The following is a 24,770-nucleotide window of genomic DNA, read 5'->3' as shown; positions in this document are numbered from 1 at the left end:
ATCGACGAATCCAGCCAAAGACAGCCAAGCGTCGGTCAGGCGGAGAGTCAGACCCGCCGGGGTGACTCCGTCCTCCACATCCTCACTGTCAGGCGGCGGCGTCACCGCCCGCCGGGTGTGCGGAGCCGTCGCGGAGGGCGCAGAGCAGGGCGATGTCCCGGGCGTGCCCGCCCCACGGCGTGCCGTCGGCCTCGCTGGGTGTCTCGACGACGACCGGGACGCCGGACGTCGCGGGATGGGCCAGCAGCTCGGCGAAGGGTGCGACCCCGATCGAGCCCTCGCCGATCGTCGCGTGCCGGTCCCGGCGGGAGCCGCAGCCGTCGAGGGAGTCGTTGGCGTGCACCAGGCCGAGCCGGCCGGGCCCCACGACCGCCTCCAGCGCGTCCAGGGTCGCGGTCATGCCGCCGGGGGTGGCCAGGTCGTGCCCGGCGGCCCAGGCGTGGCAGGTGTCGAAGCAGACGCCGACCAGGGGGTGCATGTCCAGCGCCGCGAGGTAGGGGCCGAGGTCCTCGACGGTGGCGGCCAGCGACCTGCCGCCGCCGGCGGTCGGCTCGATCAGCAGCCGGGGGCCGTCGGCGGGGGCGGTGTCGAGCACCGGCAGCAGGCGCTCGCGCAGCTGCCGGAGCGCGGCCTCGTACCGGTCCTCGCCCACCGCGGAACCGGCGTGCACCACGACCCCCGCGCAGCCGAGCTCGGCGCCGCGGGCCAGGTTGTGCGCGATGCTCGCGATCGAGGCCTCGACGGTGGCCTCGGTGGGGGAGCCGACGTTCACCAGGAACGGCGTGTGCACGAACGACGGCACGCCGCGCTCCGCGCACCCGGCGGTGAAGGCGGAGTCCTGCGCGGGGGTGCCGGGAGTGAGCTTCCAGCCGCGGGGGTTGCCCACGAAGACCTGCACGGCCCGGGCGCGCGTGGCGTCGGTGTACGGCAGCCCGCCCTTGGCCAGGCCGCCCCTGATCTGGATGTGCGCGCCGACGGGCGGCGCGACGCGGGGTGCGCGCACGTGCTCCCTCAGAAGGCCGTGAGCAGGCGGATCGTCGTCCCCCAGTCGACGACCTGGCCGGCGCGGGGGTTCTGGATCCGGACGGTCGAGCCCGCGATGAACGTGCTGACGTCGACCTTCAGGCCCAGGTCCTCCAGCTCGGCCGTCGCGCTCGCGACGTCCTGGCCGGTCACGTCCGGCACCGTGACCTGCGGCAGGCCCTCGGACACCTGGATGACGACCGTGCTGCCGAACGGGGCCTCGGTGCCGGCGCCGGGCGTCACGGTCATGACCTCGCCGGCGTCGACGTCGGGGCTGCGGCCGGAGTCGCGCTCGACGGTGAATCCGAGCTGCTCGAGCACGCCCTGCGCCCCGTCGGCGGTCTGCCCGATCACGTCCGGGACGGCGACCGGGGCGGGGCCGCGGCTGACGTAGACGGTGACGGCGCTGTCGCGGGGCAGCTCGGTGCCCGGCCGGGGATCGAAGCCGGTGACGTGCCCGACCGGGACGACCTGGTCGTAGTCCTGGACCTCGGTGAAGGCCAGCGCCAGCTGCGCCTCCTCCCAGGCGGCGCGGACGTCCTCGATCGGCTGCCCCACCCAGTCCCCGTCCACGGTGAACCGCTCGGGGCCCAGGGAGACGACGAGGTCGACGTCGGTGCCGCGGATCGCATCGCCACCGTCGGGGTCGGCGGAGATGACCTGGTCGACGGGGACGATCTCGTCGAAGACCTCCTCGACGCTGCCCAGCCCGAGCCCGGCCTCCTGGAGCTGGCCGATGGCGGCCTCCCGGTCCAGGCCGGCGAGCGGGGGCACCGTCGTCCACCGCCCGGAGCCGAACCACCAGCCGACCGAGCCGGCGGTGATCGCCAACAGCAGGACGACCGCGACGGCCAGCCGGGCCCGTCGCCGGCGGACCGAGTCGGGCACGCCTGGCCGGGGCCGCGGCGGGGTCGGCCGGGCCCCGGCGACGTCGGTCGTGGGGCCGGCGCCCATCCCGGGCAGCATGCTGGTCCGCGCGCTCCGCGGGCGGCCACCGAGGACCTCCGTGCCGTCGCCGGGCGCACTGGGGTGGCGCTGCGGACCGGTCGCCCGGAGGCGGGTCGGCCGGTTGGTCGGGCGCAGGGTGTCCGGCCCGGCCGAGCTGCGGCCGGTGGGCACGGGGACGCGGGGGATGCCCACGTCGGAGCGGACGTCCTCGAGGTCGGCCAGGAAGGCGCCGGCGTCCAGCGGCCGCACCACGGGGTCGCGGCGGGTCGTGCGGGCGACGAGCTCGTCGACCTGCCAGGCCAGCCCGGGGACCTCGTCCGACGGCGTGGGGACGTCGTGGTGCACGTGCTGGTAGGCCACCGCGAGCGGGGTGTCGCCGCCGAAGGGCGGGTGGCCGGTCAGCATCTCGAACAGCACGATGCCGGCGGCGTAGACGTCGCTGCGGGCGTCGGCCCTGCCGCGCTCGAGCTGCTCGGGGGACAGGTAGGCGACCGTGCCGATGAGGACCCCGCCGGTGTGGCTGGTCTGCCCGGTGCCGGCGACCGCGCGGGCCAGACCGAAGTCGGCGACCTTCACCACGCCGTCGTGCCCGATCAGCACGTTCTCGGGCTTGATGTCGCGGTGCACGATGCCCGCCCGGTGAGCGGCTGCCAGCCCGGACAGGACCGGCTCGAGGACGGCGAAGGCCTCCCCGACGGTCAGCCGGCCGCGGGCCTGCAGCAGGTCGCGCAGGGTGCGGCCGCGGACCAGCTCCATCACCAGGAACACCAGGCCCTGGTCGCTGCCCTGGTCGCTGACGCTCACCACGTTGGGGTGGCTGAGCATCGCCGCCGCCCGCGCCTCCCGGGTGAACCGGTCGACGAAGGACGGATCGTGCATCAGGTGCTCGGCCATCACCTTCACCGCGACGGTGCGGTCCAGGCGCAGGTCGGTGGCGGCGTAGACGGTGGACATGCCGCCGCGGGCCAGCCGCTCCTCGAGGCGGTAGCGCCCCTCGAGGACCATCCCCACCACGGGATCGGTCACGGCGGTGTCCACGCGCCCGAGTGTAGGAGCGCCGGGGGCGCGGGCGGCCCCGCACGCGCCGGTGGGACTCCCGGCCGGACCAGCAGTCCCAGGGGTCCCGCCGGCCCGCGTGGCGTCGCCGGGGAGCCCGTCAGCTCAGGTCGAGGCCCGGGTAGAGCGGGTGGGCGGCGAGCAGCTCGGCCGCGGCGGCGCGGGTCTTGTCGGCCAGGCCCTCGTCCGTCGCGTACTTCGCCTTCGACGGGCTGCCGTCCCGGGTCGTGGTCGGCGTCGTCGCCGACAGCACGTCGGTGATCAGCTCGGCCACCCGGTCGAACTCGGCGGCGCCGAACCCGCGGCTGGTCAGCGCCGGGGTGCCGATCCGGACACCGGAGGTGTACCAGGCGCCGTTGACGTCGGCCGGGACGGCGTTGCGGTTGGTCACGATGCCCGCGTCGAGCAGCGCGGACTCCGCCTGGCGGCCGGTCAGCCCGAAGGAGGTGACGTCGATGAGCACGATGTGGTTGTCGGTGCCGCCGGTGACCAGCGTCGCGCCGCGGCGGGAGAGCCCCTCGGCGAGGGTCTGCGCGTTGTCGGCGACGGCCCGGGCGTAGCCGGCGAACTCCGGGCGCCGGGCCTCGGCCAACGCGACGGCCTTGGCGGCCATGACGTGCGGCAGCGGGCCGCCGAGCACCATGGGGCAGCCGCGGTCGACCGCGTCGGCGTACTCGGGCTGGGCGAGCACGAACCCGCCGCGGGGGCCGCGCAGCGACTTGTGGCTGGTGCTCGTGACGACGTGCGCGTGCGGCACCGGGTCGAAGTCGCCGGTGAACAGCTTCCCGGCCACCAGGCCGGCGAAGTGGGCCATGTCGACGACGAGGGTGGCGCCGACCTCGTCGGCGATCTCGCGCATCCTCGCGAAGTCGACCCGCCGCGGGTAGGCGGAGTAGCCGGCCATCAGGATCAGCGGCTTGAACTCCTTCGCCCGGGCCCGGACGGCGTCGTAGTCGAGCAGCCCGGTCGCCGGGTCGGTGCCGTAGGAGGACTGGGCGAACATCTTGCCGCTGATGTTCGGGCGGAAGCCGTGAGTGAGGTGGCCGCCGGCGTCCAGGCTCATCCCGAGCATCCGCTGGTCGCCCAGCGCGCGGCGCAGCGCCGTCCAGTCCTCGTCGGAGAGGTCGTTGACGTGCTTGGCGCCGACCCGCTCCAGCGCCGGGGACTCGACGCGGGTGGCCAGCACGGCCCAGAAGGCGACGAGGTTCGCGTCGATGCCCGAGTGCGGCTGCACGTAGGCGTACGGGGCGCCGAACAGCTCGCGGGCGTGCTCGGCGGCCAGCGCCTCGACGGTGTCGACGTTCTGGCAGCCGGCGTAGAAGCGGTGGCCGACGGTGCCCTCGGCGTACTTGTCGCTGAACCAGTTGCCCATGGTGAGCAGCACCGCGGGGCTGGCGTAGTTCTCGCTGGCGATCAGCTTCAGCGACGCCCGCTGGTCGGCCAGCTCGCTGCTGATCGCGTCGGCGACCCGCGGCTCGACCGAGGAGATGACCTCCAGGGCGGCCCGGTAGGCGGTGCTGGCGGCGGAGGCGTCGAAGGGCGTTGCGGAGGAAGGGGCAGCGTGCGTCATGGCAGGCTCCTGCGTGGCGTCGTCGGAGTGGATGCCCAGGCGCCCGGCGGGGGGTTGCAGGCCGCTCCCCGGTGGTCCGTCCCACCTCGATGCGCCAGTCACGGCCCGCGGTCGAGGGTACCGGGAGCGGGTGTCACGGTGTCCCGCGGGACGGCGGTGACGTCGTCCAGACCGCAGAGGGTCATCGTGGTGGTCAGCTGGGCGGACAGGCCGTCCAGGACGGCGCGGACGCCGTCGGCACCGCCGGTGGCCAGGCCCCAGATCGCCGGGCGGGCGACGAACACCGCCCGGGCGCCCAGGGCCAGCGCGGTGAGGACGTCGGAGCCGGCCCGCACCCCGCCGTCGACGTACACCTCCGCGGTGCCCCCGACGGCCTCGACCACCTCGGGGAGCGCGTGCGCGGTGGCGACGACGGGGTCGGCCTGCCGCCCGCCGTGCGCGGACACCCACACCGCGGCGGCCCCCGCGGCCACGCAGGCGGCGGCGTCGTCCCCGCGCAGCACCCCCTTCACGACGACGGGCAGCCCGGAGAGCCGGCCGAAGCGGGCGACGTCGTCGAGCGTCCAGACCGGGCTGTCCAGCGCGGGCACCGTGCCGTCGGGGCGGTTGGGCACCGGCAGGCCGGCGGGCAGCGCGAAGCCGTGCGCGGCCTCGCGCAGCCGGCGGCCGAACACCGGCAGGTCGACGGTGAGCACGAGTGCCCGGTAGCCGGCCTCGCCGGCGCGGCGGGCCAGGTCGTCGGTGTGCGCGGGGGAGTGCAGCCGGTAGAGCTGGAACCAGCGCGGCCCGGCCGGCTCGACGGCGGCCACGTCGGCCAGCCCGGTGGTGGCCGACGTCGACACGGTCATCAGCGCACCGGCGGCGGCCGCCCCGCGCGCGGTGGCCCGCTCGCCGTCGGGGTGGGCCAGGCCCTGGTAGGCCCACGGCGCGACGCCGACCGGGGTGGCCACCTCGGTGCCGAGCAGGGTGGTGCGCAGCCGGACCGCCGAGACGCCGGTCAGCACCCGCGGCCGCAACCGCCAGGCGCGCCAGGCCGGCGTCGCCTCGCGCAGCGTCGTCTCGCCCTCGGCTCCGCCGGCGTAGTAGTCGAAGACCTCGGCGGGCAGCAGGTCGCGGGCACGGCGCTCCAGCGCCTCCGGGTCGAGCAGCTCCGGCCGGCTGTCGGGGTCGTCGGGCAGCTCCTCGCCGCGGCGGCGCTGCACGGGCGCTCCGGGGCCGCCCCGGTCACGCGCGGGGACCGATCGCGGGTCCGGGGTGGGTGGGTCCTCGGGGTGCGCCATAGGCTCGGAGCCTATGGAGACGCTCACCCCCGCGGAGGTCGCCGAGGCCCTGGGGGTCTCGCCGAACCGGGTCCGGCAGCTGCTGCGCGAGCACAAGCTCATGGCCGTGCCCGGCAGCGGCAACAGCCGCATCCCGGCGGACTTCCTCCAGGACGGCCAGGTGCTCAAGCACCTGCCCGGGCTGATCACCGTGCTCAAGGACGGCGGGTTCGGCGACGAGGAGGTCTTCGCGTGGCTGTTCCGCGCCGACGACACGCTGCCGGGCACCCCCGTGCAGGCGCTGCGCGGCGACCGGCACACCGAGGTCACCCGCCGCGCCCAGGCCCTGGCCTTCTGAGCGTGCATCCGGGCCGGGGTGGCGCGCGGAAGCTGGTCGTGTGGGCTCCCTGACCTACCTGGCCCTGCTGGCCGGGTGCCTGGTGGTGACCGCGCCCCTGGAGCTGCTGCTCCGGGTGCGGGTGTACGCGCGCTGGCGCCGGCTGCTGCTCGCCGTCGTCCCGGAGTTCACCGTCTTCGTGGTGTGGGTGCTGTACGCCATCGCGCAGGGCCACTGGGACTACTCGGGGGCGCTGACCCTCGACGTCCGCCTGCCCGGGGGGATCCCGGTCGAGGAGGTGCTGTTCTTCCTCGTCGTGCCGCTGTGCGCGGTCCTGGCGCTGGAGGCGGTGCGGCGGGTGACGGGCTGGGACGCCGGCTACCCGGCCGAGGAGGCCGACCCGCGGCCGGAGGGGGCCCGGTGAGCTACTCCGCACTGGCGGTCGTCGCCGTCGTCGGCGTCCTCGTCGTCGACCTGGCCGTGCTCGGCACCCGCATGGTGACCCGGCGGGTCTTCTGGGTCGCCTACGCGATCATCGTGTTCTTCCAGCTGCTGATGAACGGCGTGCTCACCGGCCTGGAGGTGGTCACCTACGACCCGGACACCATCTGGGGGCCGCGGATCGCCTACGCGCCGGTGGAGGACCTGCTCTTCGGCTTCGCCATGGTCACCCTGACCCTGGCCAGCTGGGCGGCGGTCAACCGGCGGGCGAACACCGCCAGGCGCCGCGGCCTCGACACCCGCACCCGGCGGTCGAGCACCCGGTAGCCCGCGCGCTCGATCTCGTCGAGGATCCCGCCGTAGAGGGCGGTGGCGGCGCGGACGCAGTCGCGGGACGCCGGCGCCAGCAGGGGCGTGCCGGGGGCGGCGTCGTCGTAGCGGCGGCGCACGACGGCCACCATCTCCCGCATCAGGGCCTCGAACCGGGCGTCGTGCCGCTTGTCCGCCAGCTGCTCCCGGGTGACGCCGTGCGCGGCCATCAGGTCGGCGGGCAGGTAGACCCGGCCGCGGTCGACGTCCTCGGCGACGTCGCGGCAGAAGTTGGTCAGCTGGAAGGCCTCGCCGAGAGCGATGGCGTGCGGCGCGGCCTCCTCGCGGAGGACGCCGGGCGCGGTGCCCAGCACCGGCAGCACCTGCAGCCCGATCACCGACGCCGAGCCCCACATGTAGCGGTCCAGCGCGTCCAGGTCGGCGTAGCCGGTGACCGTCAGGTCGCTGGTCATGGCGGCGAGGAAGTCGACGAGGTGGTCGACGTCGATGGCGTACCGGCGGTAGGTGTGCACCAGCGCCAGGCGCACCGGGTCCGCCGACCAGCCGGCCTCCAGCTCCGCGAGCACCGCGCGCGACCAGTCCCCGAGGTCGCGCTCGGGGTCGGCGCCGGGGTGGTCGACCAGGTCGTCGGCGGTCCGGGCCGCGGCGTAGAGCGCGTGCACCGCTGGCCGCCGGTCGGCGGTGAGCAGCCGGGTGGCCAGGTGGTAGCTCTTGCCGTGCCGGGCGGCGATCGCCGCGCAGTGCCGGTAGGCGGCGGTGAGCTGTGCCTGCTGCTGCTCGCGGGTGGGCGGGGGCTCGACCAGCGTCATCCGTCGATCCTCCCCGTGATCCGCTCCGCGGCCAGCCGGCCGCTGATGACGACCATGGGGACGCCGACGCCGGGCTGCACCGACGACCCGGCGAGGACGACGTTCTCCGGCCCCCGCCGCGGCAGGGTCGGCGGCCGGAAGGGCCCGGTCTGGCCGAAGGTGTGCGCCAGCGCGAACGGCGTCCCGGCGGCCATGCCCTGCGCGGCCCAGGTCAGCGGGGTGTCGATGTGCTCCACCTCGATCGCGTCGGACACCCCGGTGTACCCGCGCGCCTCCAGCGCCGCCAGCAGTTCCTCGCGGTAGCGGGGTGCCAGCGACGTCCAGTCCAGGTCCGGGTTGCCGCCGCTGCGCCGGTCGAGGTTGGGCGTGGGGGCGACGACGCTGAGCACCTGCCCGCCCCCGGGCGCCAGCGACCGGTCGGTGACCGAGGGCATGCTGATCAGCAGGCTCGGGTCGCTCATCGGCCGGCCGTCGCGGGTGAGCTCGTCGAAGACCTGCCGCCACGAGGCCCCGAAGCTGATCGTGTGGTGCGCCTGCCCCGGCAGCTCCGCGCGGACGCCGAGGTGCAAGGCGACGCAGCTGGGCGAGTAGACCGGCCGGCGCGGTCCGCGCAGCCCGGGCACGAGGGTGTGCGGCGCGTCGGCGGTCACGACGACGGCGTCGGCGGGCAGCCGCTCGCCGTCGTCCAGCAGCACGCCGGTGACCCGGTCGCCGCTGACGTCGAGCCGCTCGACCGAGGTGCGGTACCGCAGGGCGACCCCGGCGTCGGCGGCCGCCGCGGCCAGGGCCCGGGGGACGGCGCCGATGCCGCCGACCGGGTGCCAGACGCCGGCGCCGATGTCGAGCTGGGCGATCACGGCGTAGGCGGCGATCGCGCGGTAGGGCGAGACCCCGGCGTAGAGGGCCTGGAAGCTGAACAGCCGGCGCAGCCGGTCGTCGGTGAAGTGCCGCTCGACGTGCCGGGACAGCCGGCCGAAGCCGCCCCGGCGGGCCAGCTCGACCAGCTCGGGGCCGAGCAGGTCCAGCGGGCCGTCGAGGTTGCGGTCGATGAAGGTGCGCAGCTGCAGCCGGTACAGGTCGGCCAGGTCGGCGAGGTAGCGGCGCAGCGCCGCGGCCTCGCCCGGGCCGCACAGCGCCGCCACCTCGGCGGCGAAGGCATCCGGGTCGGCGTGCACGTCGAGGTGCGAGCCGTCGGCGTACCGGGCCCGGTAGGAGGTGGTCAGGGGGACCAGGTCGAGCCGGTCGTCGAGCTTCTCGCCGACCGCGGCGAGGGTGTCGGCGACCAGCTCGGGCGCGGTGAACACCGACGGGCCGGTGTCGAGGGTGTAGCCGCGGTCGGTGAGCACGCCGGCGCGACCGCCGGGGCCGGGGCCGCGCTCGACGACGGTGACCTCGCGACCGGCGCCGCGCAGCCGCAGGGCGGCCGACAGCCCGGCGAGGCCCGCGCCGACGACGACGACGCGGTCGGTGCGCCCGGGGACGACTCGCACGGTGCTCGCCGGCCGTCAGGCGGTGCGGGAGGTCGCGGCGACCGCGAGCGCGTCGAGGGCGGCCCGGGCCTCCTCGGCGATCGGTGCCTCGGCGATGGCGGCGCGTGCGCGGGCGGTCTGCTCGGCGATGCGCTGCTCGACCCGGGTGCGGGCACCCGTGGTCTCGATCAGCGCGCGCAGCGCGTCCAGGTCGGCGGCGTCGCAGTCGGCGTTGCCCAGGCACTCGGCCAGCAGCCGCCGGCCGGCATCGTCCGCCTCCTCCTCGGCCAGGGCCACCAGCAGGGTGCGCTTGCCCTCGCGCAGGTCGTCGTCGACGGACTTGCCGGTGACGGCCGGGTCGCCGAAGACGCCGAGGACGTCGTCGCGCAACTGGAAGGCCTCTCCCAGCGGCAGGCCGATGGCCGTGTAGACGTCGGCCGCCCGGGGACCGGCGCCGGCCAGCGCGGCACCCAGCTGCAGCGGGCGCTGCACGGTGTATCCGGCGCTCTTGTAGCGGGCCACGGTCAGCGCGCCCTCGGCACCGGGCAGGCCGCCGGCCGCGCGCAGGAGGTCGAGGTACTGCCCCGCGGTGACCTCGGTGCGCATGGTGTCCCAGACCGACCGGGCGCGGGCCAGCGCGGGGGCGGAGATGCCGGAGCGGCGCAGCAGCTCGTCGGACCAGACCAGCGCGAGGTCGCCGACGAGGATGGCCGCGCCCACGCCGAAGGTCGCCGCGTCGCCGGCCAGGCCGCTGTCGCCGTGGCGGGCGGTGAAGCCGACGTGGGTGGCCGGCCGGCCGCGGCGGGTCACCGCGCCGTCCATGACGTCGTCGTGGACCAGGGCGCTGGCGTGCACGAACTCCAGCGCGGCGACGGCGCGCAGCACCGCGGCGTCGTCCTCGGCGGGGCCGGAGACGGTCTCCACCGCGCCGCGCCAGCCCCAGTAGGCGAACGCGGGGCGCAGCCGCTTGCCGCCGTCGGCCACGGCGGTCACCTCGTCGACCACCGGACCCAGGGACGGGTCCATGCCGGTGAGGACGGCGCGCTGCTCCTCCAGGAAGCCGGTCAGCGCGGCCGCCACCGCGCTGCGGATGCGCGGCAGGTCGGCGCTGGCGAGCGGCGCGCTGCTCAGCGGCGCCGGTGGCGGGGGCGCGGACTGGCGGCGCGCCGCCCCGGAGATCACCGGGTCAGTATCGCCCCACCGGGTGGGGCGCTGTTGATCAGGGCGCTGCCGCCCGGGTCCGGGCAGGGGGTGCGGGGTCATGCCGGTGGCCTCCTCGTTGCGGTGCGATCGGCTCTTCGGAGCCGGGCGGGCCGCTGGATGCACCGGTGCTCGGGCGGTTCGTGGAGCAGGCCCTCGTAAGGTGCAGAGCCATGACCCGGACCGTCCGCGAGCTGCTGGCCCAGGGCGGGCCCACGTGGTCCTTCGAGTTCTTCCCGCCGAAGACGGTCGAGGGCGAGCAGCAGCTGTGGACGGCGCTGCGCGAGCTGGAGCGGCTGCAGCCGTCCTTCGTGTCGGTGACCTACGGGGCCGGCGGCAGCACCCGCGAGGGCACGGTGTCGGTCACCGAGCGGATCGCCACCGAGACGACGATGACGCCGTTGGCGCACCTGACGGCCGTCGACCACAGCGTCGCCGAGCTGCGGCACGTGGTGAGCCGGCTGGCCGCGGCGGGAGTGCGCAACCTGCTGGCCCTGCGCGGCGATCCGCCGGGGGCGGACCCCCAGGCGGAGTGGGTCGCACACCCGGAGGGGCTCAGCTACGCCGCGGAACTGGTGGAGCTGATCCGGTCGATCGGTGACTTCTCCGTCGGCGTCGCGGCCTTCCCCGAGCGCCACCCGCGGTCTCCGGACTTCGACAGCGACGTCGAGATGTTCGTGGCCAAGTGCCGCGCCGGCGCCGACTACGCGATCACCCAGATGTTCTTCCGCACCGAGGACTACCTCCGCATGCGCGACCGGGTCGCCGCCGCCGGCTGCGACGTGCCGATCATCGCCGGGGTCATGCCGGTGACCAACGCCCGGCAGATCGCGCGCATCGTCCAGCTCTCCGGCCAGGCGTTCCCCGAGGAGCTGGCCGCGCGGTTCGCCGAGCTGGACGGCGACCGGCCCGAGGACAGGGCGGCGGTGCGCGCGTACGGCGTCGAGGTGGCGACGGCGATGTGCCGCACGCTGCTCGACGAGGGGGTGCCCGGCATCCACTTCATCACCATGAACCGGTCGACGGCGACCCGCGAGGTGTTCGCCAACCTCACGACGGGCCCCGCGGCCCCCCACGACCCACCGGCTCGCCGCGGGCCTCTGCAGCGGGACCGGGAAGCCGGGGTCGCGGTCAGCTGACCGCCGCCGGCCGCCCGGCCAGCGTGGCCGCCTCGGCGGCGGCACGGCGCAGGCCCTGCCGCTCGGCGGCGTAACCGCCCAGCACGCCGACGACCGGCAGGTTCGACAGCGCCCGGGCTCCCAGCCCGCCCTTGGGCCGGGCGTCGAGGGCGTCGTCGATGCGGCTGAGGAGGCGGGCGGCCCGCCACATCGTGCGCGCGGCGCCGCGCAGCCCGGTGCGCTCCTCCCGGGCACCGAGCGCTGCCTCGGTGTAGGTGCCACGGCTGCGGTCCAGCAGCGGCCGGACCCGGTCGAGGGGCAGGTCGCGGTCGAGCAGCACCCGGGCCATGAGGGCCACCCGCTCGGCGGGGTCGGAGACGCCGTGCTCCCCGGCCACGCCGAGGACGACGACCGCCTGCGCGGCCGCGCCGACGGTGTTCTGCAGCGGCAGCACGTCGGCGAGCTTCCCGAGGAACCGTGGCGCTGCCGAGACCCCGGCGGCCAGACGGCCGACGGAGTGCGCCCACCACTCGTCGCGCTCGGCCTGCGGCAGCGCCGGGGGCCGGCCCAGGTGGCGGACGAGCGGGGCGGTGAGCCGGTCGACCCGGCGGAGCACGTCGACGACGGCGGCGTCACTGTTCGGCGGGGCCATGCGGACCCCCTACCCAGCGCCGGTGGCCGCTCATGCGCCGCGGGCTGGTACGAAACCGGGGTGGAGCTGTGCCGGCCGGCCGTGCGGGAGCCGATCCCGCCCGTCCCCGCCGTGGAGCGGGGGGCCGCGGCGTGCTGAGCAGGGACGAGTACCTCGTCGCGTGGTCGCGCTGGCACGGCGGCACCGACCCGGCCGGCAGCCGGCTGGTGCGCGGCTGGCTGACCGCCGCCTACACCCTCGCCCGGCCGGTGGCCGGGCTGCCGCCGGTCGTGGCGACGGCGGTGGGACTGCTCGTGGCCGTCGCCGCGGTCGGCCCGGCGCTCGCCGGCGGGTACTGGCTGGTCGCCGCCGGCCTGCTCGTGGGCCTGTCCGGGCTGCTCGACTCCCTCGACGGCGCGCTGGCCATCGCCACCGGCCGGGCCTCCCGCCGCGGGTACGTGCTCGACTCCGCCGTCGACCGGCTCACGGAGGCCGCCTACGCCGCCGCCCTGTGGGTCGCCGGTGCGCCGGGGTGGCTGGCCGCCGTCTTCGGGGCGTTGTGCTGGCTGCCGGACTACCTGCGGGCCCGGGCCGGGCAGGCCGGCGTCGACGAGACCGGCGACGTCTCGGTGTGGGAGCGGCCGACCCGCGTCGCGATGACCGGCATGACGCTGGGCGGTGCCGGCGTGCTGTCGGGGGCGGGGGAGGGCGTGGTCGCCGGTGTCGTCACCGCGGGCGCGGCGGTGGGTGCGCTGCTGGGGATCGTCGCCGTCGGGCAGCTCGGCCGCGCCATCCGCCGGGCACTGCCGGACTGACACCTCCTACTCTGGTCGGGCCCGATCCCGCGCCGCCGGCGCTGGGTGGCCCAGCCGAGGAGCTCCCGTGCCCGTCGTCGTCACCGGCTCGATCGCCACCGACCACCTCATGACCTTCCCCGGGAAGTTCACCGAGCAGTTCGTCGAGGGCCAGATGGAGAACGTCTCGCTCTCCTTCCTCGTCGACGACCTGGTGCAGCACCGCGGCGGGGCCGGCGCCAACATGGCCTACGGCCTCGGCCAGCTCGGCGTCGGGCCGGTCCTGGTCGGTGCGGTGGGCAGCGACTTCGCCGACTACGAGGCCTGGCTCAACCGCCACGGGGTCGACACCGGCAGCGTCCACTGGTCCGAGCTCAAGCACACCGCGCGCTTCGTCTGCACGACCGACCAGGTGAACAACCAGATCGCGTCGTTCTACTCGGGGGCCATGGCCGAGGCCTCCAACATCGAGCTGGTGCCGGTGGCGCGCCGGGTGGGCGCGCCGGACCTCGTCGTCATCGGGCCCAACGACCCCACGGCGATGGTGCGCCACACGCAGGAGTGCCGGCAGCGGGGCTTCCCGTTCGCCGCCGACCCCAGCCAGCAGCTGGCCTGGGCCGACGGCGGGATGATCCGCGAGCTGGTCGCCGGCGCGGAGCTGCTGTTCACCAACGAGTACGAGTCCCACCTGCTGCTGCAGAAGACCGGCTGGACCGACGCCGAGGTGCTCCAGCGGGTGGGTCTGTGGGTGACCACGCGTGCGGCCGACGGCGTACTGGTCCGCTCCGCCGACGCCGATCCGATCGAGGTCAAGGCCGTCCCCGAGACCAAGCCGGTCGAGCCCACCGGTGGCGGCGACGCCCTCCGGGCGGGGTTCATCGCCGGGCGGTCCTGGGGGCTGTCGGTGGAGCGGGCCACGCAGCTGGGCTCGGCGGTCGCCACGGAGGCCGTCGAGGTGATCGGGACGCAGGAGTACGAGCTGCGGCGCGAGCCGTTCCTCCAGCGGTTCGCGGAGGCCTTCGGCGCCGGCGCGGCCGACGAGATCGCCGAGCACCTGCCGGTCTGACGCGGTGCAGCCGCGTCCCGGCGCGGCTCCACCGACGGCCGACCGGCGCTAGCCCTCCCGGACGCGCTCGCCGATCGAGGGGTCCTGCGCCCAGTGCCGGTAGGGGATCCGCGCGATCTCCAGCACCTCGCCGATCGTCGACCACTCGTTGCCGCCGAGGCGGGCCAGCGGCCGCAGCTCCTCGATCCGCGGCCGCCCGTCGCGGACGGCGCTGCTGCGGACGCTGATCAGCTGCACCCGGCCGAACACCACCGTGCTGTCGCCCAGGCGCACCGTGGAGTGCAGCGTGCACTCGATCGACACCGGGGACTCGGCGACCCGCATCGCCGCCACCCGCTCGCTGGGCTCCAGGCGCAGCCCCGCGTGCTCGGCCTCGCTCTGGTCGGCCGGGAAGTCCGTGCCCGTGGCGTTCACCTGCTCGAACAGCGGCTCGGGGGTGAGGTTGACCGTGAAGTCGCCGGTGGCCTCGACGTTGTTCAGCGAGTCCTTGCGGCCCACCGAGGTGAACTGCACGACCGGCGGCTCCACGCAGGCCACCGTGTAGAAGGAGTGCGGCGCCAGGTTGTGCACCCCCTCGGCCGAGCGGCTGCACACCCACGCGATCGGCCGCGGCACCACCACCGAGTTGAGCACCCGGTAGAACGCCCGCCCCTCCATCTCGCTCGGGTCGAAGACGGTCCGGTCGGCGGGGGGCTGCTCGCTCACCGGGTCATCCTCCGTCACCGCCGGGGGCCCGGTGCGGGCGGTCCGACCGGGCGCCCCCGCCAGGCCAGCGTGCCGCGGCGGTGCCCGGCGACCGACCGGGCCAGCAGCAGGTCGAACGCCAGGAGCGAGACCGGGTGGGCGAGCGCGTCGGGCCACACGCGGCTGCCGGTGGCCGCCGCGCTGACCGCCCGGCCGGCCACCCCCGCGGCGTAGCCGAGCAGACCGGCGCGCGAACCGCCCAGGGCCGCCACCGCCGGCACGACACCGACCGCGGTCAGCACGGCCGCCGCCGCGACGCTCGCCGCCGGGGAGCCGCCGACCGCGGCCCACAGCGACTTGGCGTAGCCCGCCGACAGCGCCGTCCACCCGTCGTACATCCGGCACGCGGCCAGCTCCGCGCCGGCCACCGGCACCGCGCGCCCGCCGGCGCGCTTGACCGCCCGGGCCAGGGCGACGTCCTCGAGCACCTCGCCGCGGACGGCGCCGTGCCCGCCGGCCGCGAGGTACGCCGGGACGGTCAGCACGAGGAACTGGCCGTTGGCCGCGGTCAGCGACGGCCGTGACGACCGTTCGGCCAGCCGCAGCGGCAGGGTGGTGGCCCACAGCCAGGGCGACAGCGGCTGCACCAGGCGCTCGGCGGGGGTGCCGGCCAGCGGGCGCGGCCACGGGGAGGCGAGGTCCAGGCCGTGCGCGTCCAGGACGGCGACCGCGCGGGCGATCGCGTCGGGGAACAGCCGGACGTCGGCGTCGAGGAACACCAGCACCCCGTCGGGGTCGGCCGGCACCCCGGCCACCCCGGTCGCGCAGGCGTGCGGCTTGCCCAGCCAGCCCGCCGGCGGCGGCGCCGCCGGGACCAGCCGCACCCGCGGGTCGGCGACGGCGCGGACGGCGTCGGCGGTGCCGTCGGTGGAGCCGTCGTCGACCACGACCACCGTCAGGTCGGGCACGCCGCGCTGCGCCAGCACCGCGGCGAGGCAGTCGCCGACGTGCTCCTCCTCGTCGCGCACCGGCAGCACCACCGTGACCGGGCGCAGCACCGGCGGGTACCGCTCGGGCGGTCGGCGCAGCAGCCGCACGTTGACGGCCGCGTGCGCCGCCATGGCCGCCGCGGCCACCGACAGCGCGCCGACGACGCGGCTCACCGCCTCGCCCGGGCGGCCCGCACCGCCAGGACGGCGAGCACCGGCACCGCGAGGACCACGCCCCAGGCGGCCGAGCCCGGCAGGCCCAGCCAGCCGGCGTGCGCCAGCGCCCCGCCGAGGGTCATCCACGCCAGAGCGGCCAGCGGGGCGCCGTCGCCGGTGCGCGGTGTGGTCGCCGTCCGCTCGACCAGCAGGTCGAGCAGGGTCATGAGCACGGCGCCGGCGAGGAGCCAGCCGGCGAGGTTGGTCAGCGGGACGGTGTCGATGCCGGGCAGCCCGGGGGAGGGGTGGGACCAGGTCCAGAAGCCCGCCTGCACCAGCTGCGGGTCGAGCACGACGTCCCAGGCGGCGAAGACGGCGGCCGCGGCGGCGATCCGGGCGGGACGTCGCCGGCCCGGCCGCACTCCGCCGGCCAGCAGCCGCCCGAGCAGCAGGCTGGGCCAGGCCATCATCAGCCAGGCCAGCGGCACGAGGAAGGGGACGCCGAGCAGGGTCGGGCCCAGGTCGTCGCTGTAGGTGTACTCGCCGTAGGGGAAGCCGGTGGCCAGGCCGACCGACTCGAACGCGACCGCGGTCAGGGCGACCACCGCGAGGACGCCGAGCCCGGTGCGGGCACCGCGGCCGAGCGCCGCGTGGACGGTCGACAGCGTCGCGCCCAGCAGCACGATTCCCCAGCTGACCGCGGTCCGGGCGTCGCCGTCGGTGAGCGGGTAGGCGATCGCGGTCAGCACCAGGACGACGGTCAGGGCCCACGGCACGACCGCCCGCGGCCCGGCTCCGCGCGCCCGCCCGGCGAGGAGCGCGGTCACCGCCGGACCCGGGCCAGGAGCCCGCCCAGCGCCCGCCGTCCCCGGGCCGCGCGGCTGCGGTCGGCGAGCACCAGTCGCGCCGCCGTCCGCCCCGAGTTGCCCGAGACCCCGCCGCCGGGGTGGGTGGAGGCCCCGGCCAGGTACAGGCCGGGCAGGCCGGGCACCCGCTGGCCGGCCAGCGCCGGCGTGGGGCGCAACGAGAACATGCTCGCCAGGCCCATCTCCACGTGCATGACGTTCCCACGCAGCAGCGACAGCTCGCGTTCCAGCGCGACCGGCGTCTGCACGTGCAGCGCGCGCACGGAGCCGGCGAAGCCGGGCGCGTACCGGTCGACGGCGGCGACCAGCCGCTCGGCCGCGGACCCCGCCAGGGCGTCCCAGTCGGCGCCGTCGGCCAGGGCGTAGGGGTACCACTGGCCCCACACGGTGACCACGTGCTGCCCGGCCGGTGCCAGCGTGTCGTCGGAGGCGGAGAAGCACATGGCCAGCGGCACCGGCTCGCGCGGCAGCCGGCCGGCGGCGAAGTCGCCGTGCGCCGCGGCGAGCTGCGCGCGGTCGGTGCACAGCAGCTGCAGCCCGCCGAGCGCCGCCTCTGCCGGCACGCCCGGGTAAGACGGCGGCGCGTCGGTGAGGGCCCGCAGCACCAGGCCGAAGCCGTTGCCCAGCGGCGGCGCCGCCGACGCCAGGGCCGGGGGAGCGGCGTCGCCGGCGAGGTCGCGGGTGGCCAGCACGTGGCAGGCGGACACCACGACCGGAGCGCGCAGCTCCCGCCCGGACGCCGTCCGCACGCCCGCGGTGCGGCCGTCCTCCACGAGCAGCCGCTCGGCGGCGTCCCCGAGGACCACCCGGCCGCCGTCGGCCTCCAGCCGGCGGCGCAGCGCCTGCGTGAGCCCGCCGGAGCCACCGACCGGGTGGCCGGGCGGGACGTCGTGCAGCAGGGCGACCCAGCCGACCATCGCGGCGGTGCCCGGCTCGCTCATCGGCGGGCCGGACTGCGCACCGAACCAGGCCAGCGCGGCCTTGAGCCGCTCGTCGGTGAACCAGCGGTCCAGCAGCGCGTCGCCCGACCCCAGGAAGTCGACGGCCAGGTCCCCGCCGGGCGTGCGCGGCCGACCGCCGCGGGGGGCGCCCAGCGGCCAGAACGCCCGGACCAGCCGCGCCGGGCTGGGCGGCCCGGCGAAGGAGGCGACGACGGCGCGGCTGCGGGGCCCCCACTCGGCGACGAAGCGGCGGTAGGCGTCGGCGTCGGCGGGCCCGCAGGCCGCGGCGATGGAGGAGCAGGTGGCGTCCAGGTCGACCGAGAACACCAGCGGCTGCCCGTCCGGGCCCGGGGAGCCCGGCCGCGGGGCGGGCGCGAACCCCCACGGGTCGCAGTCGACGTAGCGCAGGCCGTGCGCGGCCAGGTCCAGCTCCTCCACGATGCCGCTGTGCCGCACGATCACGTGCGCGCTCGAACCGCGGTCGACCCGCACCCCCGGCCAGCGCTCGACCGTGGAGACGGCACCGCCGAGCACCTCGTCGCGCTCGACGACCTCGACGCGGAGCCCGGCGCGGGCGAGGTAGCAGGCGGCCACCAGGCCGTTGTGGCCCGAGCCGACGACGACGGCGTCGCGCTGGTCGGTGGGGCTCACACCCGGTCGTTCGTCGTGGCGGGCGGGCGCGGATGCAGCGGCAGGCGGGCGCCGAGGATCGCGAAGGGCCGGGAGTCGCCGGGGAAGTGGTGCCCGCGGGCCAGGTCGACGAAGCCGTCGGCGTGGTACAGCCGGAAGGCCTTCGTGTCGGCGTCGGGCGTGGACAGCAGCGCGGCGGGGTTGGGCAGGCCCTCGACCAGGGCGTGCAGGAGCTGCCGGCCGAGGCCCCGGCTCTGGACGTCGGGGTGGACGTGCAGCTCGCACACCTCGAAGGCGCCGGGCAGCCAGCGCTTCGCCGTCCGCCGGTCCAGGGCGGCGCGGACCTGGTCGTGCCACCACTGGCCGGGGGCGACCTCGTAGCCGTAGCCGAAGCCGACCATCCGCTCTCCGTCGGGGTCGGCGACGAACCCGCCGACGGCGCGGAAGCCGGGTCGCTCGGTGTGCTGCACGGCGTAGCCGTAGCGGCCGGCGACCACCGACGAGGAGTAGCCCATGGCCGCGCCGTAGATGGCCAGCGCCTCGTGCATGTGGTCGCGGATCCACCCGGTCGGCAACGCGGTGACCCGGGTGGCGGGGGTGGTGCCGGTCATGCGCGTACCGCCTTGGTGCGGGGCGTCTCCGCCGGTCCGGGCCCCACCTCGGCGGCGGTGCCCTCGGTGAGCCGGAGGAGCTCGTCGTAGGTGGTCGGGAAGACGGTGTGCGGGTGGCCGGCCGCCGCCCACACCTGCTCGTACCGGGCCAGCTCGACGTCGACGAGCGTGCCGATCGGCGCGGGGTGGCCGACCGGGGCGACGCCACCGATCGCCTGACCGGTGTGGTCGCGGACGAAGCCGGGGCGCGCGACGCGGACCTCGGGCACGCCGAGGAGCTGGGCGACCTTCCCGGTGTCGACCCGGTGGGCGCCGCTGGTGAGCACGAGCAGCGGGTTCCCGCCCACGTCGAAGACCAGGCTGTTGGCGATGGCGCCGACCGGCACGCCGAGCTGCGCGGCGGCCTGGGCGGCCGTGCGGGCGCTGTCGGGGAGCTCCCGCACCTCGCCGGTGGCACCGGCCTCGCGGAGGTGGCGGACGACCTCGGCGACCCGGGGGGAGACGGCGGGCGGCATGCCGGCGATCCTCCCACCCGCCCGCGGTGCCCGGCCGGTCGGGGAACGCCGCCGGGTGGGCTCCGGGCCCGTGCCCGCAGTGCTCACGCGCCCGTGCCCTCGGGGCGTCGGCCCCCGGGCCGGCCGGCCCGTGCAGGCGCACCGCGCGGCGGGCACCCGCCGGTGGGAGGGCCTCGACCGGACCCGCCTGCATCCGGCGGGCCCGGGCTCTTGACCTGCGAGAGCCGTGGCACGCCGTCGTGCGTCCGCCGTCCGCGCGCCGACGCGCGGGGGCATCGGTCCTCTGCCGGCCGTGTCCACCTGCCGGTATCGGCCGGTGCAGGGCCGACGCTCCTGACGGGCCGGGGGCGCCGTGTCCCCAGGAGGTGCGCGTCGGCTTGACGACGGCGCAGGGGGTCGGGTCTACTCGACATCGTTCGAACACGCGTTCGAACAGCGTCGCTCCTCGTGCCGCCCGGGTCCTTCCCCGCCCGGCGGCGCGATCCGGGCCGGCGCGACGGGTGGCCGAGCGGTGGGGAGTCTGACATGGGCCGGGTGCTGAGCGGGGTCGGCGGTCGGGTCGGCGAGGAGGTCCGGGTCGAGCGGGGGCCGCTCGGTCCGGTGCAGTTCTGGCGCGGCCAGTCCCGGTACGTCGTGGGGGAGCTGCTCGACTCGTGGGTGGAGACGCCGGCCTGGTGGCAGCGCGCGGCCGGGGGCGGCGCCTCGGGCGACCTCGTCGCCCCGCGAGAGGTGTGGCGGCTGGAGGCGGTGCGCGCCGGTCGGTCGCGGATGAGCTTCGCCGGCGTCTACGACCTGTCGTGGGACGCGGCGGAGAACCGCTGGTCGCTCGTGCGGGTGCACGACTGATGGGTGCGCTGCGAGCCATGTCGTACGACAGCAGGGCCTACGACCGGTCCGCCGGCCAGCTGCCGCTGCCCCCGCCGGTGCCGGCCGCCGCGGCCGGGTTGCTGGGCCAGGCGCGGCGCGGGCTGGCCGAGGCCGCCGCGGCCGGCGACGCCCGGGAGCGGTACGCCACCGCGCACCTGGCCGCGCTGCGCGCCGCCGCGGCGGTGCTGGCCGCCCGTACCCGGCCGGAGTCCGGTCGCCGCCGTCCGCGCAGCGCCTGGGTGCTGCTCGGTGAGGTCTGCCCGGAGCTGGGGGAGTGGGCCACCTTCTTCGCCGCCGGCGCCGCCAAACGGGCCGCGGCCGAGGCGGGGCTGTCGCGCGCGGTCACCGAGCGCGAGGCCGACGACCTGGTCCGCGACGTCGCGGCGTTCCTGTCCGTGGTCGAGACCACCCTGACCCAGCTCCCGGAGCCCGCTGCGCGCCCCCGGGTCGTCGGCGGCACCGCACACCGCGGTACCCGCTCCTCCCGGAGGTGAGCGAGCTCGCGAGCTCACCCGGAGACACGGCAGCGCCGCGAACGCGAACGCGGAGGCCGAGCGCCGGCGAGGCCGGAGCGTGAGCGATCCCTTCGTCCACCTGCACGTCGCCTCGGGCTACTCCATGCGGTACGGGGCCAACCACCCCGCCGACCTGGTCGGCCGAGCCGCCGAGCACGGCATGCAGGCGCTCGCGCTGACCGACCGCGACGGCCTCTACGGCGCGGTGAAGTTCGCGCTGGCCTGCCGGTCGGCCGACGTCCGGCCGATCTTCGGGGTCGACCTGGCGGTCACCCCCGCGGTCGACAGCAGCGTCCCGCCGGCGCTCGCGCACGCCCTCGGCTCCGGCCCGTCGGGGCTGGCGGGGGCGCGGCACCGCTCCCGCCGTCCCCTCCCGCCCGACCTCGACGGTCGGGTCGAGGGTGAGACCGGTGCGGGCCGGGGCGCCCGCCGGTCCCCGGTGCGCGGCGGGGCGAGCGTCGACCCGCGCCTGCCGCGGGTGACCTTCCTGGCCCGCAACGGCGCCGGCTGGCGGTCGCTGTGCCGGCTGACCAGCGCCACCCACCTGCGGGGGACCCGGGGCGAGCCGGTGGGCTCGCTGGCCCTGGCCGCCGAGCACCCGCTCGGGCTGGTCGCGCTGCTGGGGCCCGACTCCCCGGTCGGGCGGGCGCTCGCCGCCGGCCGGGCCGACGTCGCCGCGGCCCGGCTGTCGGCCTGGCGGGCGGTGTTCGGCCCGGGGCAGCTGGCCCTCGAGGTCGTGCACCACCGGGGCCGGGGGGACCGGTCGCGGGCGCAGGGGATGCTGCGGTTCGCCGCCGAGACCGGGATGCCGGTGGTGCTCACCAACGCCGTCCGGTACGTCGACGCCCTCGACGCCCCCACCGCCGACGTGCTCGACGCCTCCCGCCGGCTGGTCGCCCTCGACCAGCGGCACATCGACCGGCGCACCGCCGAGGGGTACCTGAAGTCGGGCAAGGAGATGGCCGACCTCGCCGAGGAGCTCGTGGGCCCGGACCGGGACGCCGCGCTGCGGCTGCTGGAGCGCACCGCCCGGCTGGCCGAGCAGTGCGTGGTCGACGTCCGGGAGGACCTCGGCGTCGGCACCGTGCGCTATCCGGAGCTCGACGTCGTCACCACCCCCGCCGAGGCCGGCCTGGACCCGGCGCAGGTGCTGCGCGCCCGCTGCGAGGCGGGGCTGGGCCGACGCGGCATGCCCCCGACCGAGGCGGTGCGGCGGCGGCTCGAGGAGGAGTTCGCCGTCATCGAGCAGCTGGGCTACCCGTCCTACTTCCTCACCGTCGCCGACGTGGTCGACCTCATCAAGAGCTTGAGGGTGCGGGCGGCGGCGCGCGGCTCGGGCGCGGGCAGCCTGGTCACCTACCTGCTCGGCATCTCCGACGTCGACCCGATCCGCTACGGCCTGCTGATGGAGCGGTTCCTCTCCCCGCTGCGCCACCAGCTGCCCGACATCGACATCGACGTCGAGTCCGCGCGCCGGATGGAGGTCTACGACGCGGTCATCGGCCGCTTCGGCGCCGAGCGGGTCAGCTGCATCTCGATGATGGACACCTACCGGGTACGGCACGCCATCCGCGACGTCGGGGCCGCGCTGGGCCTCCCGCCGGCCGAGATCGACGCCGTCGCGAAGGCCTTCCCGCACATCCGGGCCAACCAGGTGCACGCCGCGCTCAAGGACCTCCCGGAGCTGCGCGCCAGCAGGCTGGGGTCACGACGCAGCGGCGGGTCGGGTGATCTGGACCTGCTGTTCGACCTCGTCGCCCGGCTCGACGGACTGCCCCGGCACATCGCCCTGCACCCGTGCGGTGTGCTGCTGTCCGACGCCACGCTGCTGGACCGCACCCCGGTGGAGAACAGCTACCTCGGCTACCCGATGAGCCAGTTCGACAAGGACGACGTCGAGGAACTCGGGCTGCTCAAGCTCGACCTGCTCGGCATCCGGATGCAGTCGGCGATCGCGCACGCGATCGACGAGGTGGCTCGGGTCGACGGAGAGGCCGTCGACATCGACGCCATCCCGCGCGACGACCCGGCGACCTTCGAGCTGATCCGCAGCACCCGCACGCTGGGCATGTTCCAGATCGAGTCGCCCGGCCAGCGCGAGCTGGTCGGCAAGTTCGGGCCGGAGACGTTCGAGGACATCGTCACCGACATCTCGCTGTTCCGGCCAGGGCCGGTGAAGAGCGACATGGTGACGCCGTTCCTCATGGCCCGGAACGGCTGGCGGGAGCCGGTCTACCCCCACCCCGACCTCGCTCCGTACCTCGAGCAGACCGCCGGGGTGGTCGTCTTCCACGAGCAGGTGCTGCAGATCGTGGCGCAGATGACCGGCTGCGACCTCGCCCAGGCCGACGAGGCGCGCCGGGCGCTGGGCGACCGCGACCTGCACGAGGAGGTGCGCACCTGGTTCATGCCGCGGGCCGCCGAGCGCTATCCGGCCGAGGTGGTCGGGAAGGTGTGGGAGGTGCTGGTCGCCTTCGGCTCGTTCGGCTTCTGCAAGGCCCACGCCGCGGCGTTCGCGCTGCCGACCTACCAGTCGGCCTGGCTCAAGACCCACCACACCGCGGCCTTCCTCGCCGGGGTGCTCACCCACGACCCGGGCATGTACCCGAAGCGGCTGATCCTCGACGACGCCCGCAACTTCGGCGTCCGGGTGCTGGGCCTGGACGTCAACGCCTCCGGGGCCACCTACCGGGTGGAGCGGGTCCTCCCGGAGGAGATCGGTGCGGAGGAGATCGGCGGGGGTGACGCCGACGGATCTCCTCCGCGGGCGTGGCGGCGGCCGGAGTGGATGCCGGCGTCGCTGCCCGACCCCTCCCGCCACGGCATCCGGCTCTCCCTGGCCGACGTCAAGGGCATCTCCGACGACGAGGTCGCCCGGGTCGTCGCCGGCCAGCCCTACCGCTCGCTGGGCGACTTCTGGCAGCGGGCGTCGGTGTCCCGGCCGGTGGTCGAGCGGCTGGTCCTGGCCGGCGGGTTCGACTCCCTCTACGGCTTCGGGGTGCGCGACCGCGAGGCCGGCCGGCCCACCCGCAGCCGGTCGGCGGTCACCCGGCGCGATCTGCTGCTGCAGATCGGTGAGCTGGACCGGTGGAGCCGCAGCGGCGCCCGCGCCGGCGCCGTCGGCCAGCTGAGCCTCGACCTGCTCGGGCTCGACCTGCCCGAGGAGGACACGGGGCCGGAGAAGGGGATGCCGGAGGAGGCGATACCGGGGTGGGCGATGGCGGGGTGGGCGGCCGGCAGCGGGCTACCCGAGTTCACCGACGCCGAACTGGTCCGCGCCGAGCTCGAGGTGCTCGGCCTGGACGCCAGCCGGCACGTGGTCGACTTCTACCGCCGCTTCCTCGCCGCCGTCGGGGCGGTGCCGGCCGGGGAGCTGCTCGGCTCCCGCAGCGGGGCGGAGGTGCTCGTCGCCGGGGTGAAGGTGGCCACCCAGACCCCGCCCATCCGCTCCGGGCGGCGGGTGGTGTTCGTGACCCTGGACGACGGCACCGGCTGCACCGACTCGACCTTCTTCGAGGACGTGCAGGGGCCGTACGCGGCGACGGTGTTCCACTCCTGGCTGCTGGTGATCCGCGGGGTGCTGCGGCGCACCGGACCGCGCGGGGTGTCCATCCGGGCCACCGGTGCCTGGGAGCTGCCGGCCCTCTACGAGGCGTGGGAGACCGGCGGGCTCGGCCTGGTCGCCGAGCAGATGGCCGCGCCGGGCGGGTACACCGAGCAGGCGATCGCCGGGGCAGCGGCGTCGCACGGCTCGCGGCCCGTGGTGGTCAGGCCCGTGCTGGTGCACCCGACCGGCTTCCGGATGTCGCCCTACGCCGACATCAAACCGGCCGGGGAGGACGCCGCCACCGCCGCGCGGCGGGCCGCCACCGGGCGGGGGAGCGCGCCACCGCGGAAGCTGTGGCACTCCAGCCCCGGCAGCCCGGGCCACTGACGGAGGACCCC

Annotated in this window: 22 protein-coding genes, 1 pseudogene and 1 riboswitch; of the genes and pseudogenes, 9 read left to right on the top strand and 14 right to left on the bottom strand. The window is 76.4% G+C overall.

From position 1 onward, the window contains the following. Positions 1-88: 88 nt before the first annotated feature. From ACK586_RS19030 to ACK586_RS19015, 4 genes are all read right to left on the bottom strand, one after another. On the bottom strand, positions 89-1,003 hold the full coding sequence (locus ACK586_RS19030) for a deoxyribonuclease IV (RefSeq protein ID WP_409332070.1): 915 nt from the start codon (positions 1,001-1,003) through the stop codon (positions 89-91). A gap of 8 nt (positions 1,004-1,011) precedes the next feature. Next, a complete protein-coding gene (gene pknB, locus ACK586_RS19025; protein ID WP_409332069.1) occupies positions 1,012-3,009 on the bottom strand; it encodes a Stk1 family PASTA domain-containing Ser/Thr kinase in 1,998 nt (665 codons plus the stop codon). A 118-nt stretch (positions 3,010-3,127) separates the two neighbouring features. Further along, positions 3,128-4,597: a glycine hydroxymethyltransferase gene (locus tag ACK586_RS19020; protein WP_409332068.1), complete on the bottom strand. Its 1,470-nt coding sequence runs from the start codon at positions 4,595-4,597 to the stop codon at positions 3,128-3,130. A 26-nt stretch (positions 4,598-4,623) separates the two neighbouring features. Next, positions 4,624-4,709, bottom strand: a riboswitch (ZMP/ZTP riboswitch). Next, positions 4,696-5,799, bottom strand: coding sequence for an alpha-hydroxy acid oxidase (locus ACK586_RS19015; RefSeq protein WP_409332067.1), 1,104 nt, complete (start codon positions 5,797-5,799; stop codon positions 4,696-4,698). It overlaps the preceding riboswitch by 14 nt. 91 nt (positions 5,800-5,890) lie before the next feature. On the opposite strand from ACK586_RS19015, the gene ACK586_RS19010 reads away from it, so the two are divergent. The 3 genes and pseudogenes from ACK586_RS19010 to ACK586_RS19000 form a co-directional block, all read left to right on the top strand. Continuing rightward, positions 5,891-6,214, top strand: a complete 324-nt coding sequence (locus tag ACK586_RS19010; protein ID WP_409332066.1) for an Rv2175c family DNA-binding protein — start codon at positions 5,891-5,893, stop codon at positions 6,212-6,214. A 40-nt stretch (positions 6,215-6,254) separates the two neighbouring features. Further along, positions 6,255-6,617: a lycopene cyclase domain-containing protein gene (locus ACK586_RS19005; RefSeq protein ID WP_409332065.1), complete on the top strand. Its 363-nt coding sequence runs from the start codon at positions 6,255-6,257 to the stop codon at positions 6,615-6,617. Further along, a pseudogene (locus ACK586_RS19000) lies at positions 6,518-6,823 on the top strand (hypothetical protein); the annotation flags it as partial. The gene ACK586_RS19005 and the pseudogene ACK586_RS19000, both read left to right, overlap by 100 nt. Here the strand turns inward: ACK586_RS19000 and ACK586_RS18995 are convergent. The 3 genes from ACK586_RS18995 to ACK586_RS18985 are packed head-to-tail and all read right to left on the bottom strand — an operon-like array spanning position 6,820 to position 10,424. Continuing rightward, positions 6,820-7,773, bottom strand: a complete 954-nt coding sequence (locus ACK586_RS18995) for a phytoene/squalene synthase family protein (RefSeq protein ID WP_409332064.1) — start codon at positions 7,771-7,773, stop codon at positions 6,820-6,822. The pseudogene ACK586_RS19000 and the gene ACK586_RS18995 sit on opposite strands and share 4 nt — an antisense overlap. After that, a complete protein-coding gene (crtI, locus tag ACK586_RS18990) occupies positions 7,770-9,263 on the bottom strand; it encodes a phytoene desaturase family protein (RefSeq protein WP_409332063.1) in 1,494 nt (497 codons plus the stop codon). Before crtI ends, ACK586_RS18995 begins: the two co-directional genes overlap by 4 nt. Before the next feature lie 15 nt (positions 9,264-9,278). After that, a complete protein-coding gene (locus ACK586_RS18985) occupies positions 9,279-10,424 on the bottom strand; it encodes a polyprenyl synthetase family protein (RefSeq protein WP_409332062.1) in 1,146 nt (381 codons plus the stop codon). A gap of 191 nt (positions 10,425-10,615) precedes the next feature. Here ACK586_RS18985 and metF point away from each other — a divergent pair, with 191 nt between their 5' ends. Continuing rightward, positions 10,616-11,581: a methylenetetrahydrofolate reductase [NAD(P)H] gene (gene metF / locus ACK586_RS18980; protein ID WP_409332061.1), complete on the top strand. Its 966-nt coding sequence runs from the start codon at positions 10,616-10,618 to the stop codon at positions 11,579-11,581. Here metF and ACK586_RS18975 read toward each other — a convergent pair. Beyond that, on the bottom strand, positions 11,574-12,212 hold the full coding sequence (locus ACK586_RS18975) for a hypothetical protein (RefSeq protein WP_409332060.1): 639 nt from the start codon (positions 12,210-12,212) through the stop codon (positions 11,574-11,576). The genes metF and ACK586_RS18975 overlap by 8 nt on opposite strands. Positions 12,213-12,343: 131 nt before the next feature. Here ACK586_RS18975 and ACK586_RS18970 point away from each other — a divergent pair, with 131 nt between their 5' ends. Together ACK586_RS18970 and ACK586_RS18965 are read left to right on the top strand one after the other, a co-directional pair. Continuing rightward, a complete protein-coding gene (locus tag ACK586_RS18970; protein WP_409332059.1) occupies positions 12,344-13,006 on the top strand; it encodes a CDP-alcohol phosphatidyltransferase family protein in 663 nt (220 codons plus the stop codon). Between the two features lie 67 nt (positions 13,007-13,073). Beyond that, a complete protein-coding gene (locus ACK586_RS18965) occupies positions 13,074-14,051 on the top strand; it encodes a carbohydrate kinase family protein (RefSeq protein ID WP_409332058.1) in 978 nt (325 codons plus the stop codon). Between the two features lie 48 nt (positions 14,052-14,099). On the opposite strand, the gene ACK586_RS18960 is transcribed toward ACK586_RS18965, so the two are convergent. The 6 genes from ACK586_RS18960 to ACK586_RS18935 are packed head-to-tail and all read right to left on the bottom strand — an operon-like array spanning position 14,100 to position 19,443. Then, positions 14,100-14,756, bottom strand: a complete 657-nt coding sequence (locus tag ACK586_RS18960) for a flavin reductase family protein (RefSeq protein ID WP_409332057.1) — start codon at positions 14,754-14,756, stop codon at positions 14,100-14,102. Between the two features lie 14 nt (positions 14,757-14,770). Then, entirely contained in the window at positions 14,771-15,898 is a 1,128-nt protein-coding gene (locus tag ACK586_RS18955; RefSeq protein ID WP_409332056.1) for a glycosyltransferase family 2 protein, read from the bottom strand. Beyond that, entirely contained in the window at positions 15,895-16,707 is an 813-nt protein-coding gene (locus ACK586_RS18950) for a carotenoid biosynthesis protein (RefSeq protein WP_409332055.1), read from the bottom strand. The genes ACK586_RS18955 and ACK586_RS18950 overlap by 4 nt, the downstream gene beginning before the upstream one ends. Further along, on the bottom strand, positions 16,704-18,338 hold the full coding sequence (locus tag ACK586_RS18945) for a phytoene desaturase family protein (RefSeq protein WP_409332054.1): 1,635 nt from the start codon (positions 18,336-18,338) through the stop codon (positions 16,704-16,706). Before ACK586_RS18945 ends, ACK586_RS18950 begins: the two co-directional genes overlap by 4 nt. Continuing rightward, the gene (locus tag ACK586_RS18940; RefSeq protein WP_409332053.1) at positions 18,335-18,928 is read right to left on the bottom strand and encodes a GNAT family N-acetyltransferase; all 594 of its coding nucleotides are present in this window, start codon (positions 18,926-18,928) and stop codon (positions 18,335-18,337) included. Before ACK586_RS18940 ends, ACK586_RS18945 begins: the two co-directional genes overlap by 4 nt. After that, the gene (locus ACK586_RS18935; RefSeq protein WP_409332052.1) at positions 18,925-19,443 is read right to left on the bottom strand and encodes a YbaK/EbsC family protein; all 519 of its coding nucleotides are present in this window, start codon (positions 19,441-19,443) and stop codon (positions 18,925-18,927) included. The genes ACK586_RS18940 and ACK586_RS18935 overlap by 4 nt, the downstream gene beginning before the upstream one ends. 525 nt (positions 19,444-19,968) lie before the next feature. Between ACK586_RS18935 and ACK586_RS18930 the strand changes: the two genes are divergently transcribed. From ACK586_RS18930 to ACK586_RS18920, 3 genes are all read left to right on the top strand, one after another. Next, positions 19,969-20,289, top strand: a complete 321-nt coding sequence (locus ACK586_RS18930; RefSeq protein WP_409332051.1) for a DUF6504 family protein — start codon at positions 19,969-19,971, stop codon at positions 20,287-20,289. A 17-nt stretch (positions 20,290-20,306) separates the two neighbouring features. Beyond that, a complete protein-coding gene (locus tag ACK586_RS18925; protein WP_409332050.1) occupies positions 20,307-20,804 on the top strand; it encodes an SAV_6107 family HEPN domain-containing protein in 498 nt (165 codons plus the stop codon). A gap of 79 nt (positions 20,805-20,883) precedes the next feature. Further along, a complete protein-coding gene (locus ACK586_RS18920; RefSeq protein ID WP_409332049.1) occupies positions 20,884-24,759 on the top strand; it encodes a DNA polymerase III subunit alpha in 3,876 nt (1,291 codons plus the stop codon). Positions 24,760-24,770 lie beyond the last annotated feature (11 nt).

This window comes from Trujillonella humicola (genome assembly GCF_046233715.1).
GTDB classification, from domain to species: Bacteria; Actinomycetota; Actinomycetes; order Mycobacteriales; family Geodermatophilaceae; genus Trujillonella; species Trujillonella humicola.
This window is presented reverse-complemented; position numbering and strand designations above follow the sequence as displayed.